Origin of the sequence: Catenulispora sp. GP43, assembly GCF_041260665.1 — a bacterium.
In the GTDB taxonomy this organism is placed as follows: Bacteria; Actinomycetota; Actinomycetes; order Streptomycetales; family Catenulisporaceae; genus Catenulispora.
Window position 1 is genome coordinate 1 of the sequence record NZ_JBGCCT010000018.1, and the last position, 17,296, is coordinate 17,296.

Annotated in this window: 8 protein-coding genes and 1 pseudogene; 2 read left to right on the forward strand and 7 right to left on the reverse strand. The window is 71.9% G+C overall.

Translation table 11 applies throughout. The features are described 5' to 3' along the window. Together ABH926_RS31140 and ABH926_RS31145 are read right to left on the reverse strand one after the other, a co-directional pair. Nucleotides 1-180, reverse strand: a pseudogene (locus ABH926_RS31140) (pirin family protein); the annotation flags it as partial. Nucleotides 181-396: 216 nt separating this feature from the next. After that, on the reverse strand, nt 397-912 hold the full coding sequence (locus tag ABH926_RS31145) for a pyridoxamine 5'-phosphate oxidase family protein (protein ID WP_370369459.1): 516 nt from the start codon (nt 910-912) through the stop codon (nt 397-399). Nucleotides 913-1,096: 184 nt separating this feature from the next. Between ABH926_RS31145 and ABH926_RS31150 the strand changes: the two genes are divergently transcribed. Beyond that, nucleotides 1,097-1,777 carry an HU family DNA-binding protein gene (locus tag ABH926_RS31150; protein WP_370369461.1) on the forward strand — a complete coding sequence of 227 codons (681 nt, stop codon included), beginning with the start codon at nt 1,097-1,099 and terminating at the stop codon, nt 1,775-1,777. Between the two features lie 67 nt (nt 1,778-1,844). Here the strand turns inward: ABH926_RS31150 and ABH926_RS31155 are convergent, their stop codons facing one another. The 5 genes from ABH926_RS31155 to ABH926_RS31175 all read right to left on the reverse strand — a co-directional run bounded on the left by ABH926_RS31155 (nt 1,845) and on the right by ABH926_RS31175 (nt 15,892). Further along, on the reverse strand, nt 1,845-3,083 hold the full coding sequence (locus tag ABH926_RS31155) for a glycosyltransferase (protein ID WP_370369687.1): 1,239 nt from the start codon (nt 3,081-3,083) through the stop codon (nt 1,845-1,847). Between the two features lie 77 nt (nt 3,084-3,160). Then, on the reverse strand, nt 3,161-3,964 hold the full coding sequence (locus tag ABH926_RS31160; RefSeq protein ID WP_370369462.1) for an alpha/beta fold hydrolase: 804 nt from the start codon (nt 3,962-3,964) through the stop codon (nt 3,161-3,163). 5 nt (nt 3,965-3,969) lie between these two features. Beyond that, nucleotides 3,970-4,281: an acyl carrier protein gene (locus ABH926_RS31165; RefSeq protein ID WP_370369463.1), complete on the reverse strand. Its 312-nt coding sequence runs from the start codon at nt 4,279-4,281 to the stop codon at nt 3,970-3,972. Nucleotides 4,282-4,295: 14 nt separating this feature from the next. Then, complete coding sequence (locus ABH926_RS31170; protein ID WP_370369464.1) at nt 4,296-8,819, reverse strand: beta-ketoacyl synthase N-terminal-like domain-containing protein; 4,524 nt, start codon at nt 8,817-8,819, stop codon at nt 4,296-4,298. Next, nucleotides 8,813-15,892, reverse strand: coding sequence for an SDR family NAD(P)-dependent oxidoreductase (locus tag ABH926_RS31175; RefSeq protein ID WP_370369465.1), 7,080 nt, complete (start codon nt 15,890-15,892; stop codon nt 8,813-8,815). Before ABH926_RS31175 ends, ABH926_RS31170 begins: the two co-directional genes overlap by 7 nt. Nucleotides 15,893-16,120: 228 nt before the next feature. On the opposite strand from ABH926_RS31175, the gene ABH926_RS31180 reads away from it, so the two are divergent. Beyond that, a complete protein-coding gene (locus ABH926_RS31180; RefSeq protein ID WP_370369688.1) occupies nt 16,121-17,218 on the forward strand; it encodes a class I SAM-dependent methyltransferase in 1,098 nt (365 codons plus the stop codon). Nucleotides 17,219-17,296: the final 78 nt, after the last annotated feature.

Below are 17,296 nucleotides of genomic sequence, written 5' to 3' on the forward strand. Positions count from 1 at the left end.
GATGAACGGGTCCAGGTACTCGCTGCGGATCCCGGCGAATGCCCGGTGCACGGGGAAGCCCTCACCCTCGAAGCCGGACGGCGCGGTCGCCACGGTATGGACCGGCCGGGGCAGCGCGTCCGGGGCGACAGCGGCGATGCGGGGCAGCGCCAGCGGGTTCTCTACGGTCACAGCAGGCACGGCAGCCTCCAGGGGTCGGATCGGGGCCGAGTCACGGTCACCTGGCTCCAACGGTAGTTGAAACTTCAATATTCCGTCCACACGGGTGCCAGGTGCCGAGTGCTGACAGTGCCTACCCTGCCAGGAACACACCGATCCGCCACTGGGCACGGAGCAGCAGCGCATGTACCCGAAGAAATCAGTCGGCGCGCGCGCCGGGGGCGAAGCCGCGCCTTCTCAGCCGAACAGATGGCGGGTGGCGCCGAACGGATCGCCCTTGGCGTAGGCGAACACCTTCACCGGCGCCACCCGGAACACCAGCGCCTCACCGCCGCCGGCCTGCGGGTTGTGGAACCGGCCCTCGGCGACGCTGTACTGCCAGCGCCCGTCCCACCGTGACGTGTACGCCTCGGCGACCGCCTTCAGGACCGTCTCGTCGCCGACCTGCACCGCCTGGCCCTCGACGACCACGTCCAGTCCGCCGTCCCAGCCGTTGCAGCCGGTGGTGAGCACCACGTGCTCGTTGCCGCCGAGGTTGGCGAACTTCTGCTCGTGCGCGCCGGTGCAGAACCACAGCGCGTCGTCGAACCAGACCGCGACGACCGGCGTCACATGCGGCCGGCCGTCGGCCCGCACGGTGGTGAGCCAGAACAGCTCGGAGCCTTCCACCGCCTGCCGGGTGATGGCCCAGTCGGTGGCCGTGGCCTGCGGGGCACTGAACCGCGAAACGAGGGTGGTGACCGGCTCGGCCATGGGAGCGGCTCCTGTCGAAGGCGTGGGGTCCGAAACGAACCAGAATCCTCGGACATCGTAAGACATCGAATGCCCACCACACCCGCGAAGCGGGCACCACGACACGGCACGGCACCTTCTGGACACTTTCGCCTGCTACGGTGCCGAACCACAGATGGACTTCAGTGAAACCGGAGGGGAATCCATGGTGAACAAGGCCGACGTGGCCGCCGAGGTGGCCGCCCGACTGAACGGCGCCGACGCCGACGCCCGCCAGTACGTCGACGCAGTGTTCGACGTCATCATGAGCCACGTCGCCGCCGGCGACCGCGTGCAGATCCTCGGCTTCGGCACCTTCGACACCGTGGCGCGCGCCGCGAGGATCGGACGCAACCCGCGCACCGGCGCGGCGATCCAGGTACCGGCCGGTGTCGCGCCGCGGTTCCACGCCGGGCAGACGTTCCGGTCCCAGGTGAGCGACGGCACGCCGAGCCCGGTGGCCGAGTCGGCCGAGCCGGCCGCGCAGGATGCGGTGAAGCCGGCGAAGGTGAAGAAGGACAAGGCTGCGGAGAAGAAGGCTGCCAAGGCCGCCGCTGAAAAGCCGGTCGAGGAAGTGGCGCAGAAGCCGGTCAAGGCCGCGAAGAAGAAGATTTCGAAGGCGGCGGCCAAGGAAATGGCGGCCCCGGCGAAGGAGAAGCCTGCCAAGCAGGCCAAGGCTGCGAAGCCGGCCGAGTCGGCCAAGGCATCGAAGGCATCGAAAGCGGCGAAGCCAGCGAAGACAGCCGAGCCGGCCAAGGTAGCCAAGTCAGCGAAGGTTGCGAAGGTTGCGAAGACCGCCAAGGCTGCGAAGAAGTCGGCGAAGACAGCCAAGGCCGGCAAGAAGTAGCACCGAGCCCCTGCCTGATGAGGCGCGCGCCGCACAACCAGGCCGGCAGCGCGGACTCCCCCGGCCGTCAGCCAACCACCTGCCACGCCGGCAGCAGCGACTCCAGATAACTTGCCGCCGCCCCGGCTCCCCCGGCTGCCCGGAACGAATCGGCGACCCGCCGGGCCGCGGCCGCGAAGCGCGCCTCGTCGAGGACCTGATCCAGCGCGGCGCCGACCTGTGCCGCGCCGGCGCGTGCGAACCGGATCCTCACCCCGGCTCCGGCGTTCGCGACCTGCTGTGCGACCACCGGCTGGTCGTCGCGGATCGGCGCCAGGACCAGCGGTACTCCGTGATACAGCGCCTCGCACACGGTGTTCTGTCCGGCGTGGCAGATCGCGGCGGCGGCGCGCGCCAGCACGTCCAGCTGCGGCACGTGCGCTATGGCGAGCACGTTGTCCGGTGGTGTGGTCAGGGCCTCGGCGGGGTCGGCGATGATGCCGAACAGGTGGGGTCGGGCGCCGATCGCTTCGGCGCAGGCGGTGAGGAATGCGCCGCCGGCGTCGGCGTTCGCGGTTCCGACGCCGGCGAAGATCAGGCGGCGGTCGGTGGGCAGGCGGTGCCAGGGGAACGCCGGGTCGGTGGGGCGGGTGGTGATCGACGGGCCGACGTAGCGGAGCCTGTCGTGCAGTGCTTCGACGTCGCCGGACAGTGTGGCGGTGCTGTATGCCAGCACCAGCTGTGGTGAGAAGCGCAGGTCGCCGTAGGTGTTCTGGTACCGCTGGTGGTCGGCGGTGGTGGCCAGTCCGTTGCGGATCTCCAGGTCGAGCAGCAGTTCCCTGACCCAGGCGTCGACTTTCGGCATGGCCGCCAGCGGGTTGGCCAACTCCGCGGCGGTGGTGGCCGAGGTGGCCCAGGTGATGCCGGCCCGCATGGCCACGACGGCGCCGGCGACGGCCTGCTGGTCGACGAGCATGACGTCGGGTTCGAACGCCTCCACCGCCGCCGACACGCCGGGGATCATCGCTTCGGCCAGCGGGATGAGGAACGTCTCCCACAGGAACTTCAACGCCGCCGGTCCTCGCAGGTCGGCGGGGCGCTGCACCGGGGCGCCGTTGCGGCCGGGCAGTGCGCAGGCAACCACGGTGGCATCGGGTCCTGCCAGGCCGGTGATGGTCTCGGGGTGTCCGGCCCAGGCGACGTGGTGGCCGCGGGCGGCCAGTGCGCGGGCGACGCCGACGGCCGGGTTGATGTGGCCGACCAGCGGGGGTACGACGATGAGGAACCGCCCCGGCCGCCCGGCCCCCGCTGCGGCGAGCCCGGCCATTCGCGCTGCCGCCCCGGCCGGGTCCTCGCCGGCTGCCGCTGTGCCGACTGTCTCCGTGCCGACTGTCTCTGCGCCGCTCACAGCGATCCCTGTTCGCCGAGCCGCTGCTCCTTGAGCCACCCCAGAATCAGGTCCAGCACCCGATCCGGTGCCTCCACCAGCACCGAATGCTCCAGCCCCGGCAGCACCACCGCCTCGTAGCGCGGCATCAGCGCCCGCAGATACCCCACCTGGTCCGCCAGGTCGCTTTTCGACCCGTACAGCGCCAGCGTGGGGCAGGCGATGGCGGCGATGTCGGCCGGGGCCAGCACCGCTCCCTGGGGCAGGTCCTTCTCCAAGGTGCTGGCCGCCAGCAGCCGTGCGGCGCGTTTGGCGCGGCGGGCCAGGTCGCGGCCGTAGCGTGCGGTGATCCAGGCGGTGGCTTCGAACGTGCCCAGCCGGGTGGCTGCCTTGTGCAGGTTGCCGGCCATCTTGACCGACCAGGCCGGGGTCGCCGGTTCGGATTCGATGGCGGTGATGCCGGTGACGCGGTGCGGGTGGCGGGCGGCCAGGCCGTAGGCGACGGTGCCGCCGAAGGAGTTCCCGAGCAGGCACGCCTGCCGGATACCCAGGGCGTCCAGCAGCCCGGCCAGGTCCTCGACGAAGTCGTCCAGCCGGTATCCGGACGGCGGCTGTTCGGTTTTGCCGTGTCCACGCAGGTCGTACAGCACGACCCGGAATCCGGCGTCGCGCAGCGCGGCGGCGATGGTGAAGTAGTAGCTGGCGAGGCTGTCGATGAGGATGCCGTGGACACACACGATGGTCGGCGGGTCTTCGGCGCCTTCCCGCGGCAGCAGCACCTCGTGGTTCTGGCGGATCCCGTTGGCGATGGTGGCGGGCATCGCGGTCAGTTCACTTCGGCCGCGGCCAGCGCCGCGGTGACGTAGTCGACGAGTTGCCCGACGGTCAGGTCGATGATCTCCTCCAGGCCGAGGTCGGCGATGAACTCGGCGAGGTTGACGCGTTCGCCGTACCGTTCGGCGAGATTGCCGGCCAGCGCGACCAGGTCGATGCTTTCCAGCTCCAGGTCGTCGTGGAAGCGGCTGTCGGGGGCGATGAGGATGTCGTCGAGGCCGTACTCGTCCAGGATCGCCGCGAGCATGGCGGCGATTTCGGCGAACACCGTGGGCGCGCCGGTGTGCGGGGTCTGGGTGCTCACGGGTAGCTCTCCTTTTAAGGGTTGTCGGTGACGGCAACGATGTAGGTCCTGGCGGGAAGGTCGTCGGGGTTGGCCAGCTGGTACAGGCGCACCGGGAAACGGCGCGCGTCGCCGCGGACGGTGACGACGGCGCCGGTGGCGGTGCACTCGGCGACGGTGAAGCGCCGCGGGTCGCCGGCCAGGCCGGTGCCCAGGGCTTTGCCGACGGCTTCTTTGGCGGTCCACAGCCGCGCGAACCACACATCGGCGCCGCCGTCGCCGCCACCATCGGCGCCGCTGTCGGCGAGTCGGTGCAGCATCGTCTTCTCCGCCTCCGACAGCGCGAAGTCCACGGTCGCCTCATCACGCGGCACGACCTGCTCCACATCGATCCCGACCAGCACATCACCGCCAGTGCCTGTGCCTGTGCCGGGGCGGGCGATGGCGACGCCGACGTCGCCGGTGTGCGCCACCGACACCGCCAGCGGCGGCAGCACCGTGCCGTGCATGCCGGCGACAAACGGCCGCCCGGCGTCGTCGTTGCCGACGCTGATCTGCGCCGGGAACACCTTCGGCGGCGCCCCGGCGTCCCACATCGCGCGCCGGACGGCGTCTTTCACGGCGATGCGCCCCAGCAGCCACTGCCGCCGTCCCCGCGGCGGCCGCGCGCCGAACACCTCACGTTCGGCGGCGCCGAGGTAGCCGCGCATCCGCAGCTGCTGCGAGGCCGGATCGCTCCACCGGTCGAACACGGCGAACCAGCCGCCGGGCTGCGGCTGCGCCAGCAGCGCACCACCGGGGTCGTGCTCGACGGCCCGGGTGTCGGGGTGGCTGCCGAACCGGCGGTCGGTCCAGCCGACGATCCGCGCCCACACCCGCCCGGCCGCCACGAGTTGGGCGTCGGCGACGACGGTGGCCTCGTGCACGTCCCGGATCCGGATGTGGCACTGCACGGGCCCTGCCGGTGCCGGGCCGTGGAACACGATGTGTTTCATCCCCATCGGGAACACCACGGTCCGCTCCGGCAGCGTGTCCATCACCCAGTACCCGAGAAGCTGCCCGACACAGTCCAGCACGGCACCGGGCGTCGGCAGCGCGGCGATCACCCCCCGCACATGCCGATCCCCGATCGCGGTCAGCTCCTGCACGCCCTGGAACAGCGGCCCGTGGAACATCCACCGGTCCTCATACAGCACCCGCGCGGCGATCGACGGCGCACGCTCACTTGCGGCCTCGACGGGCCACGGCGCCGGCGGCGCCGGGTATGCGGGGCCGGTTTCCACGACGGCGCGGGCGTAGCGGCCGAATTCGACATCGACGGCGCCGTCCGGGCGCGGCCGGGAAGTGACCTCGACGGTGATCGGCGGCGCGGCAGCGGTCCACTGGTCGAACCGGGCGTCGCGGACCGCGATCGCCGCGGGGCCGGCGGCGTCCATCATGTGCGCGATGACCGTGGTGGCCGGTACGACCGGGAACCGGTCGGTGACATCGGGCCAGTCGTCGCGCTGCGGGTAGAAGCAGTGGTCGAGCAGATACGGCATCGACACGGTGTCCACAGCCAGCCTGATCCGCCGCTCAGCCACACCGGCACCGGCAACTTCCCGCAGCGGCGACGGCGCCGGTGCTGCTGTCGGCACCGGTGTGGCGCCGGGTTCGGGTCGGCGCGCGCCGTTGTGCTGCTGCTGGCGTGCGGCCAGCACGGCGCTGGTGCTGGCCGCTGTTTCCCGCAGCAGCTGCGCGACCTGCCCGGCTACGGGGTGCTGGTCGGCGATGTTGTCCAGCTGGGCCAACTCGGCGGTGGCCGGCGCGAGCGCGAGCGTCGCGGCTTTGTCGCCGAGGCTGATCAGGGGTGTGCCGAGGTCGAGGCGGATGGTGGTGCCGGCGCGTGCCGGGGCGGGTTCGGGTGTGCCGTGGAGTTCGCCGGTGGTGAATCCTTCGGCCCACAGGGCGGCGGTGACGCGCCGCAGCTGGGCCATGCCGTCGCGGTTGGGGGTGTTGGCGGCGATGGCCAGGTGGTCGCGCTCGCCGAGGATGTCGCTGATGAGGGTGGCCAGGGCTCCGGTGCCGACTTGGATGAACGCGCGGATCCCGTCTGCGTGCATCGCGTCGATCATGTGCCGGAACCGGACGGGTTCCAGCAGGTGCCGGATGAACAGCTGGCGTACCTGCTCGGGGTCGTTCGGGAACGGTGCGGCGGTGGTGGCCGACCACACCGGAACGGTCGGCGGCTGCAGGTCGAAGCCTTCGAACGCGGTGAGGATCGGGTCGAGGTACGGCTGCAGCATCGGGGTGTGGAAGCCGGAGCGGAACGGCAGCACCTGGCACAGCACGCCGGAGTGCCGCAGTTCAGCCAGCAGCCGCGTCATGGGTTCTTCCGGCCCGCACACCACGCATTGGTTGGGTGCGTTGTCGTGGGACAGTTCGATGCCGCAGTAGCGCGGCAGCAGTGCGGTGACGCGGTCGGCGCCGGCTCCGATGGCGCCGAAGGCCAGTCCGGGTACACGCATGGAGTCCGGGTCGAAACCGGCGATGAACTCATCGACGGCGCCTCCGGCGAACATGCCGGCGGCGGCCATCGCGGTCCATTCTCCGACGCTGTGTCCGGCTACTGCGGCGGGCTGGATGCCGATGCGCCGCAGTGTTTGTTCCAGGAGCCGCCCGAGGAGGAACACGCCGAGTCCGTGGGAGCCGACGCTGCCGGTGCCGTGTTCGGTGCCGAGTTGTTCGGCGATGTCCTCGACGCGCGGGGCGAAGCCGACTTCCAGGCCGGGGAAGATGAACGCGATGCGCCGGCCGCCGTCGGTGTCGGCGAGCAGCGGCCGTCCGGTGAACCACACGTCGCCGCGGCCTCGCCAGGGCCGGTCTTGGGCGATGACACGCCGCGCCAGTTTGAACGCCCGCGGTGTGGGGGCGACCATCGCCAGCCGGTATCGGCCGCTGCCGCGCGGCACGAGGTGGCCGGTGACGGATCCGGGGTCGAGATCGGGGGCGGCTTCGGCGGCGTCGAGCATCCGGGCCAGGGTGTCCGGGTCGGCGGCCGCCAGCCGCACTTCCCGCTCCGCCACCGCTGCCCCGGTGCCTGGTGTGCTGCCGCCGGTTGTGGTGCCGGTTGTGCTGTGGTGGCGCCGTGGCTGCGGCGGTGCCGCCTCCAGGACGACGTGCGCGTTGATCCCGCCGAATCCGAACGCGTTGACGCCGGCCCGCCGCGGTGTCGAGGTCTGCGGCCACGGCTCGCAGGCCGAAAGGGTCCGGAACCGGGTGTTCTTCAGCTCCGGGTGCGGATCCTCGCAGTGCAGCGTCGGCAACAGCACGCCATGGTGCACGGCCAGCGCGGCTTTGACCAGGCCGGCGACTCCGGCGGCGGGCATGGTGTGCCCGATCATCGATTTCACCGACCCCAGCACCGGCGCGGCCCCGGCCCCGGCGTCGGTGCCGCCACCGGGCGGGCCGAAGGTTTCTGCGATGGTGGCCAACTCGGCCCGGTCTCCGGCGGGGGTGGCGGTGCCGTGTGCCTCCAGCAGGCCCACCGAGTCGGCGGCGCGCGGATCCAGCCCGGCAGCGGCCCAGGCGGCGCGCACGGCCCGGATCTGCCCGGCCGGCTCCGGGTTCACCAGGCTCGCGGCTTTGCCGTCGCTGGCCACACCGGTGCCGCGGATCACCGCATAGACCCGGTCACCGGCCGCACGGGCGTCGGGCAGCCGTTTGAGCACCACGACGCCGGTGCCCTCACCGATGAGGATGCCGTCGGCGCCACGGTGGAACGGCCGGATCCGCCCGGACCGCGACAGCGCCCCCAGCTGGTTGAACACACTCCACAACGTGATGTCGTGACAGTGATGCACCCCGCCGGCCAGCACCGCGTCGCAGCGTCCCGACATCAGTTCGGCCACCGCCTGATCGACCGCGACCAGCGACGACGCGCAGGCGGCGTCGACGGTGTACGCCGGGCCGCGCAGATCCAGACGGTTGGCGATGCGCGACGCCGCCAGGTTCGGCACCAGCCCGATCGCCGCCTCAGGACGGTTCGGGCCCAACGCCTCGGTGAACGCCCGCCGGATCGCCTCACCCTGACGCGCATCCAACTGCGGCATCAGCTCCCGCAGAGTGTGCAGCAGCTGCCCGGCGGTACGGACCCGCTGGTCCAGACGCACCAGCCCAGGCGTCAGGTAGCCGCCACGGCCCAGGATCACCCCGATGCGGTCCCGCTCCGGCAGCCGCCGCGGACCCCCGGCATCGGCGATGGCGCGCGCCGCCACCTGCAAGGCGATCAGCTGGTCCGGTTCGGCGCCGCCGACCGAGTCCGGCATGATCCCGAAGTCCAGGGGATCGAAGTCGGCCAGGGCGTCGACGAACCCGCCGCGGCGGCAGTAGATCCGGTCCGGGCGTGAGGAGTCGGCGTCCGGGTCGTACAGGCCGGCGTCCCACCGGTGGGCGGGGACCTCGGTGATGCAGTCGGTGCCGGCGCGCAGGGTGCGCCAGTAGCCGTCCAGGTCGGCGGCGCCGGGCAGCAGCACCGCCATCCCCACGATCGCGACCGGCACCGCCTGGACGCTCACCATCGCGAAGCCGTGTACAGCACCGAGCCCGCACCCGGGCCCCAGGCCAGCTCCCGCAGCAGCGCCAACGCCCCTTCCTCCGGGTCGATCAACTCGATGCCGCGTCTGCGGTAGGCCTGCGCCAGATGCGGCGTGACCATGCCGCCGTGCTCGGCCGACGGCGCCCACGGACCCCAGTGCACCGTCAGGCAATGCGCGCCGGTGTGCTGCGACCAGGCGGCGCCGAGGGTTTGCAGGGCGTCGTTGGCGGCGGCGTAGTCGGCCTGGCCGCGGTTGCCGAACGCCGCGGCGATGCTGCCGAACAGCACCGTGTACCGGGGCCGCTCCGGCAGATCGTCCAGGCCCGCCAGCAGCGCACGCGCACCGTCGGTCTTGGTGGCGAACACCCGCGCGAAGGACTCGGGGTCTTTGTCGGCGATGAGTTTGTCCTCGATGACACCGGCGGCATACACGACCGCGTCCAGGCGGCCGTGTTCGGAGTGGATGGCCTTCAACAGCTGCGGCAGCGCCTCACCGCCTCGCACGTCCACGCTGTGATACCGCGCCGCCGCACCCAGCGCCCGCACCCGCGCCAGGGTCGCGGCCACCTCACGGCCGGCCAGGATCGCCGCGGTCTGCTTCTCGATCTGCGCCGGGGCACTGACCCCGGTGTCGATGAGCGCGGCCCGGATCGCCGCCGCATCACCGGCCGCGGCGATCGCAGCCGGTTCCGGGCCCTCCGGCAGCGGGGTGCGGCCCAGCAGCTCGATCCGACACCGGCATGCCGCGGCCAGGGCTTCGGCGATGTGCGCGGTGATGCCGCGCGCGCCGCCGACCAGCACCACCACCGACTGCCGGTCCAGGCCCAGGGCCTCGGCTTCGGCGGCGCCGTCCCCGGCAGGCCCGGCACCGGCAGCGGCCAACGCCCCCAGCGGCGCCTCCACCGCGGCGATCCGCGACCGCCGCCCGGCGCGGCGGACCACCACCGGCTCGGGATCCACCGCGACGATCTCCTCGACGAGCTGCGTCGCCGCGTCCTCGGCAGCGGCGTCCGGGGCGATGCCGACCAGGCGCGCGCTGATCGCCGGGTACTCCCGGCCGATGCTGCGCCACAGTCCGGCGAGCCCGGCGGCGCCGACGCGGTCCTGGCCGGCTGTGGCGGCGATGAACCAGCGCGGCGCCGTGCTCAGCGCCTGCTTGATGGTGGCGAATCCGGCCGGCAGCAGCCGCGGCTTGTCGTCTTCTCCCGCGCCCAGGGCTCCCAGATACACGATCCCGTCGATGCCGGAGCCGGAGCTGTCATCACCGCTGTCGCAGTCCTGGCGGATCTGCACGGCCGCGCCGAGGCCGCCGAGTTCGGCCACGAGGGCTTGTGCGAGGTCTTCGGCGCCGTCCGTGCCGAGGATCACCAGGCGGGTCCCGGACAGGATGCTCACATCAGGGCTTTGGGGGAAGGCGTGGTCTTGTTCCTGCATGAGGAACCGCTTCGGAGCACTGAGCAGGCCCGGGCTCTCGGCCGGACTGCCGGTCGAACTCTCGGGCGGGCTCGCAGGCTCCGGCGGCTCCGGGTCGGCGAGAGACCCGGGCTGCGGCTCCGTTTCGGTACCGGTGCCGGCGCCGGTGTCGAGGTGTTCTTCCAGCCAGTCGGCGATGGCGCGCGCCGTGCGGGCCTTGGCCAGGTCCTCCAGTTTCTCCTCGGCCAGGCCGGTGGTGGAAAGGCCCAGGCGCTCGGCCAGCTCCCCGGCGATCTCGGTGCGTTTGATCGAGTCGATGCTCAGGTCGGCCTCGAGGTCGAGATCGGGTTCGATCATGTCCGGCGGGTATCCGGTGCGGGCGCTGATCGTCGCCAGGATCGTGCCGAGCACATCGGCGGCGTCGCCGGGCGCAGGCGACGCGGGGGTATCGGGTGCGACGACCACCACTGGTGCCGGTTCCGGAGCCGCCGCCAACGCCGGCAGCGTCAGCGGTGCCGCCGCGCCCGGGCTGTCCTGCCACACCAGAGGGCCGGCCGGCGCGGTGCCGAGGTAGGCGAGCATGACATCGCGCTGGGCGGCGATCATGTCGCGGTTGGTCTTCAGGAACTCGGTGAGCAGCGCATCGGCCGCTGCGCCGGTCACGGGGTCGGTCACGGGGTCGGACGTCACGGTGGTCCCCTTCAGCTGGATGCGGCGGGCCGGGGCCAGGCCGCCGGGCAGGCACTGTCCGTCAGCGGTGCGCACGAGATGGCCGTCGAGCAGCCAGCCGGGTCTGGGCTGCGGCGTGGCGGTGGCGGCGTCCACGGCGTCCCGGCCCTCCACCAGCCAGCCGGTGCGCAACGCCACCCCGGACGTGGCCAGCTGCGCCACCGCGGCAAGGAACCCGCCCAGCCCGGCGCCGCTGCCCGGCTCGCAGGCCACCGTCTGGTGCGGGCGGTCCTTCAAGATCGCGCCGACCAGCCGGGTCAGGACCTTGCCGGGCCCGGCCTCGACGAACACCCGGATCCCCGCGGCGTACATCGCCTCGATCTGGTCGGCGAACCGCACCGGCGCACCGATCTGCGCGGCCAACTCGGCCCGCACATCATCAGCGCCGGGCCCGTAGGGTGCGGCAGTGCGGTTCGCCCACACCGGCACCTCCGGCGCACGCACCGGCATCCGCGCCAGCACCCGCCCGAACGCCTCACCGGCCGCGGCGACCAGCGGGCTGTGGAACGCGCACGCCACCGGGATGGGCTTGGCGCCGTACCCGGCCTCACGCAGCCGCACCACCGCCTGCCGCACCGCCTCGGTGGCGCCGGAGATCACCACCTGCTTCGGCGAGTTCTGGTTCGCCGCCACCACCGCACCGGCCAAACCGTGCGCCTCCAGCACCGCCGCGATCTCATCGGCGCCAGCCGCGACAGCGGCCATGGCACCGGGATCCTCGCCGGCGGCGTCCAGGATCGCCGCGGCCCGGGCAGAGCTGGCCGCCAGCAGCGCCTCGGCATCGAACACCCCGGCAGAGGCCAACGCCACCAGCTCGCCGTAGCTGTGGCCGCCGACCGCATCCGGCACGACGGCGAGCTTGCGCAGCAGATGATCCATCGCCAGCCCCGCCACACCCAGCAGCGGCTGCGCGACCCGCGTGTCACGGATCCGCAGATCCTGCTCGGCGGCGCTGCCGGCATCGAACGCCTTCGGCGGATTCAACACCTGGTCCCACTGCTGCGCTGAGCGCACATACCGCTGCAACTCCGGGAACGCCACGAACATCTCAGCGAGCATCCCCGGCCGCTGACTGCCCTGCCCCGGAAACAACAACGCCGTACCACCACCGTGCACGGCACCAGGCCCGAAGTACCCGTCATCGTCAGGCTGATACAGCCCGGCGGCAGGATCGTGCTCCCCTGCCAGCGCACGCTGCGCCAGCACACGCAGATGCTCCAGGTCCGAGGCGACCAGCGCCACCCAAGCCCGGCCGGCACCGGCACCGGCACCGGTGTCGGCGGCGGTATCGGCGGCGCGCGCCGCCGCCAACGCCAGATCACGCAGCCGCCACGGCATCTGCGCGGCGCTCGGCGCCATCCGCGCCAACAGGCCGTTGACGGCGCGGTGCGCGGCGGCCCGGTCAGCGCCGCGGAACACGAACAGCTCCGCCGGCCACTCGTCGCGGCCGTGCCGCACGTCCACAGCCCGGTCGTGACCGGCCAGCACCACATGGAAGTTGGTGCCGCCGAACCCGAACGCGCTGACCCCGGCCAGCCGCTCACCGGCCGGAACCGCCCACGGAGCCGCCGCGGCCCGGAACCCGAACGGGCTGTCGGCGGCCGACCACGCCGGATTGGGCGCCGTGATGTTGACCGTCGGCGGCCGCACCCCGGTGTGTACCGCCAGCGCCGTCTTCACCAGCCCGGCCAGGCCCGCCGCGCACTTGGTGTGGCCGATCTGCGACTTCACCGACCCCAGCGCACACCCGCCGGGAACGGCCCCGGCCTCGGAGAACAGCGCCGTCAACGTACCCAACTCAGTGCGATCGCCCACCACGGTGCCGGTACCGTGCGCCTCCACCAGCCCGATCCGCGCCGCCGACACTCCCGCCGAGCGGTACGAACGCTGCAACGCACGCCGCTGACCCTCCGGACGCGGCGCCGTCAACCCCAGCGCACGCCCGTCACTGGCACTGCCGACCCCCTTGACGACCGCGTACACCCGGTCGCCGTCCCGTTCGGCATCAGCGAGCCGCTTCAACACCACACACGCCGCACCCTCACCCAGGGCGATCCCGTCGGCATCGGCGTCGAACGCCCGGGACCGCCCCGTCGGGGACAGCGCGTGCACCGAGGCGAACATCAAGAAGTCGTTGATGCCGTTGTGCAGGTCCACACCGCCGCACAACACCACATCACTGGTGCCCAACGTCAGCTCTTTGCAGGCGATGTCCACCGCCGCCAACGACGAAGCACACGCCGCATCCACGGTGTAGTTCGCACCGCCCAGATCCAGCCGGTTCGCGATCCGCCCGGCGATGACGTTCGCCAACACCCCGGTGAACGAATCCTCCGAAAGAATCGGCAACTGCTCATCCAACTCCGGCGGCAACACCCCCAGATACGCCGGCAACGTCGTCCGCAACACCCCAGCGTTCGACAGATCACTGCCGGCCTCGGCACCGAACACCACCGACGTCCGCTCATGATCCACACCGGGCCGGTCCAACCCGGCATCGGCCAACGCCCGCCGCGCCACCTCCAACGCCAACAACTGCGCCGGATCGATACTGCCCAACGCCTTCGGCGGAATCCCGTACCGCAACGGATCGAACGGGATCGACGGCGCGAACCCGCCCCACTTCGACGGCGTCCCACCCCCGCCCGCCCTGGACCCGACCGCCCCGGGATCGAAGAACACCTCCGGATCCCACCGGCTCGCCGGAACCTCACCGATCCGGTCCGCGCCATCCAGCACCGTCGCCCAGAACGCCGCCAGATCCGGCGACCCGGGAAACACACAGGCCATACCGACGATCGCGATGTCCAACGGCGCCGGCGGCTCCGGTTCTGCAGAGGCTGCGTCGGCGCGCGCTGCCAGGGCTTCGGCGGCCGCCTGGGCGTGGGCGGTGTAGAACGCGCCGGCTTGTTCGGTGACGTCGGCGTGCAGGTCGGCGATGGTGGTGACGGCGTCGCGCAGCACCGCGACCTGCCCGGCCATGAACAGGCCCTCGTCCAGCTGCCGGTCCTCGCCGACGCCGATCAGTTCGGCGCCCCGGCGCAGCAGGCCCTTGCTGGCGATGCGCAGCCGGCCGACGTTGAGCTGCTCCAGACGCTCCCAGGCCTGCCGCTGCGGGACCCCGTCGGCGTGCAGCTGCTCGCGCAGCCGGCCGAACTCGGCGGTGAACGGGCTGACCAGGCCGCGGGTGGTGTGCCCGGGTGCGGTCTCCAGCAGCGCCGTGGCCTGTGCGGCCAGCGCCTGGGCCTGGAACAGCGGCTGGATCGCGCCGCAGCGCACCGCCTGCTCGGTGAACAGGTAGGCGGTGCCCATCAGCACCCCCACCTGGACGCCGGCGGCGACCACCGGCCGGGCCATCGCGGCGACCATCGCCGCCGAGCGGGCGTCGTGGATCCCGCCGGCGAACAGCACCTGCACAGCGCCCGCCGGCCTTCCGGTGTCAGCACCGGAACCAGAACCAGAACTAGAACTAGAACCGGAACTAGAACCGGAACGAGAACCGGCCCCGGTCTTGGCTGGGGCCGGTTCCTTGGCTTTGCCGCTGCTGGTGCTGCTGCCGCTGCCGCTGTTCTGCTCGGCCATCCAGTCTTCGATGACCCCCAGCTGCGCCTCCCACAGCGGGAAACCGCCGCGCGGGCCGGTGTGACCACCGCACTCCGACCCTTCGAACACGAACCTGCGCACCCCGGCGGCCAGGAACTGCCGCAGCAGCCCCGGCGAGGGCACGTGCAGGAACGTGGCGATCCCGGCGTCCTCCAGCACCCGCGCCTGGGACGGGCGGCCCCCGGCGACGATCGCACACGCCGGCGCCACCTGCCGGACCACCTCCAGCTGCGCCGCCCGGACCTGCTCCGGCGCGAACCCCAAGATCCCCACGCCCCACGGACGGCTCCCCAACGCCGCCGAGGTCTGCTCCAGCATCGCCCGGGTCGTATCGCCGTCGGCCAGCGCCAACGCCAGAAACGGCAACGCCCCGTCCTCGGCCACCGCCGCCGCGAACGCCGCCTGGTCGCTGACCCGGGTCATCGGGCCCTGAACCACCGGCACCCGCAGCCCCAGGGCCGCAGCCAGCGGGGCGTCCGGCAGCAGAGGATCGGCGCCGTGTCCGTCCAAGACCGCCTCGATCATCGCCGCGGCCACGGCACGCACCGCACCGGCGGTGTCGTGATGGCGCTTGAGGAAGCGTGCGGCCAGGAACCCGTCCTGGCCGATGCCGACCGGCTCGCCGCCGGGCTCGCCGAAACCACGCAGGACCCGGTGGCCGTCGACGAGCACCGTCTCCGAGCCGTCCATGACACGCAGCACCGCGCACACCCGCTCCGGCAGCTCAGCCTCCGGCATCAGCGCCAACTGCACATCCAGGACCACACCGGCCGCACCGCCGATCACCGCCGCCGCAGCCGTGTGCTCGCCGATACCGCCGGCCGCCCACACCGGCAGATCCATACCGGGTTGCGTCAGCAGGGCCTGCACCAGCACGAACGTACTCAGCTCACCGACCCGGCCACCGGACTCCGCGCCCCGGGCGACCAGACCGTGAGCACCGGCGGCGGCCGCGGCGCGGGCCTCGGCCACGCTCGTCACCTCGACCAGGACCCGGTAGCCGGCCGCCGCCAACTCCCCGGCATCCCACGGCGCGCCCGCGGCCAGCACCACCAGAGCGATCCGGCCCCGGCCGAACTCCGCGAGCTCGGCGGAGGCAAGGCCGCAGCCCGGTGCGCACCGGACGCCGAACCCCTCCGGACACCACTCGGCAGCCGAGGCCAGCGCCTCGCGCGCGGCACGCCCGCCCGAACCCAGATCCACCACCCCGACACCGCCGCCGCGCCCGACGGCCGCGGCCAGCCGGGCGTTCGGCACACCGGCCGGACCGATCCCGACCACCAGTTCACGTCGATCCCGGGCCACGGGCATGGCAGCTCCGATCCTGCGCGGTGCGGCTGTAAGGCCTCTGACTCACAGTTACCAACGGGTAGGGAGTGTGGCACATCGAACGTGATGTCGGAAGATAACGGGTCGTAAACCTGAAACGACAAGTTGTCCACAAGCCGCCTGTTCCGACCCTGACACGAAATCTGTAGCCCAAAGACCGACCTGAGCTCAAAGACCGACCTGGCGCCCTTGTCACAGATGTGCTAATCAATCCGCGTGGGTCCCACCAAACAACGGCCGCCACGGCGCGCCCAAACCACCGCCGAAGCCATCGCCCAAGCAAGACCCGCCTACGAAGCCGACCTCAAAGCCGGCCTCGACCACTTCTTCCACCCCCGCCAAAACCAATGCCCCTGGTGCCAATCCCACCGACTACAACCACACCTGCACACCAAAGACCTGCTCCAACACAAACCCGGCGACTTCCACCTCGACCGCTGCCAAGACTGCGGACACATCTTCCAAAACCCCCGCCTGAACCCCGAAGGACTCGCGTTCTACTACCGCGACTTCTACGACGGACTCGGCGAAAAGAACACCGCCAACCTCTTCGCCGGACGCACCACCACCTACCGCCGCCGCGCCCAAGCCCTCACCCCCCACAACCCCCGACCCACCACCTGGCTCGACGTCGGCACCGGCCACGGCCACTTCTGCGCCACCGCACAAACCATCCACCCCCACACCGCCTTCGACGGCCTGGACTTCACCGACGGCGCCGAACTCGCCGAAAAAGCCGGACGCGTCCGCCACGGCCACCGCGGCAACTTCCCCGACATCGCACCCACCATCACCGGCCACTACGACGTCGTCAGCATGTTCCACTACCTCGAACACAGCGAACAGCCCTGGCTCGAACTCCAAGCCGCCCACCAGGCACTACGACCAGGCGGACACCTGCTCATCGAAGTCCCCGACGCCGCCAGCCGCTACTCCCGCCTCCTCGGCCGCCGCTGGCTCCCCTGGCTCCAACCCCAACACCTGCACTTCATCCCCGCAGCCAACCTCCGAGAACGACTGACCACCCTCGGCTTCACCGTCCTGACCGAACACCACCTCGAAGCCCACGACCGCGTCGACCTACTCGCCGCCACCTGGTTCACCCTCGACGCCCTGGCCCCCCGCGAAGAAGCACCCTGGCTGGCAGGCCGACCCGGAAAGCTCAAACGAGCGGCGCGCGCTGCCGTGGTGATCGCGGGGATCCCGGCGCTGCTGGCGGCGACGGTGCTGGACCGGGTCATGCCCCGGTTCTTGATCCGGCGACTTGAGCTTTCCAACGCCTACCGGGTCATCGCGCGGCGCGACTGACGGACCGTCCGCCCGCCTGGGTGTAAGGGATGTGTGAAAGCAGGTCCCGGCACTCAGGGCCGGGCCGGGGCCGTGATC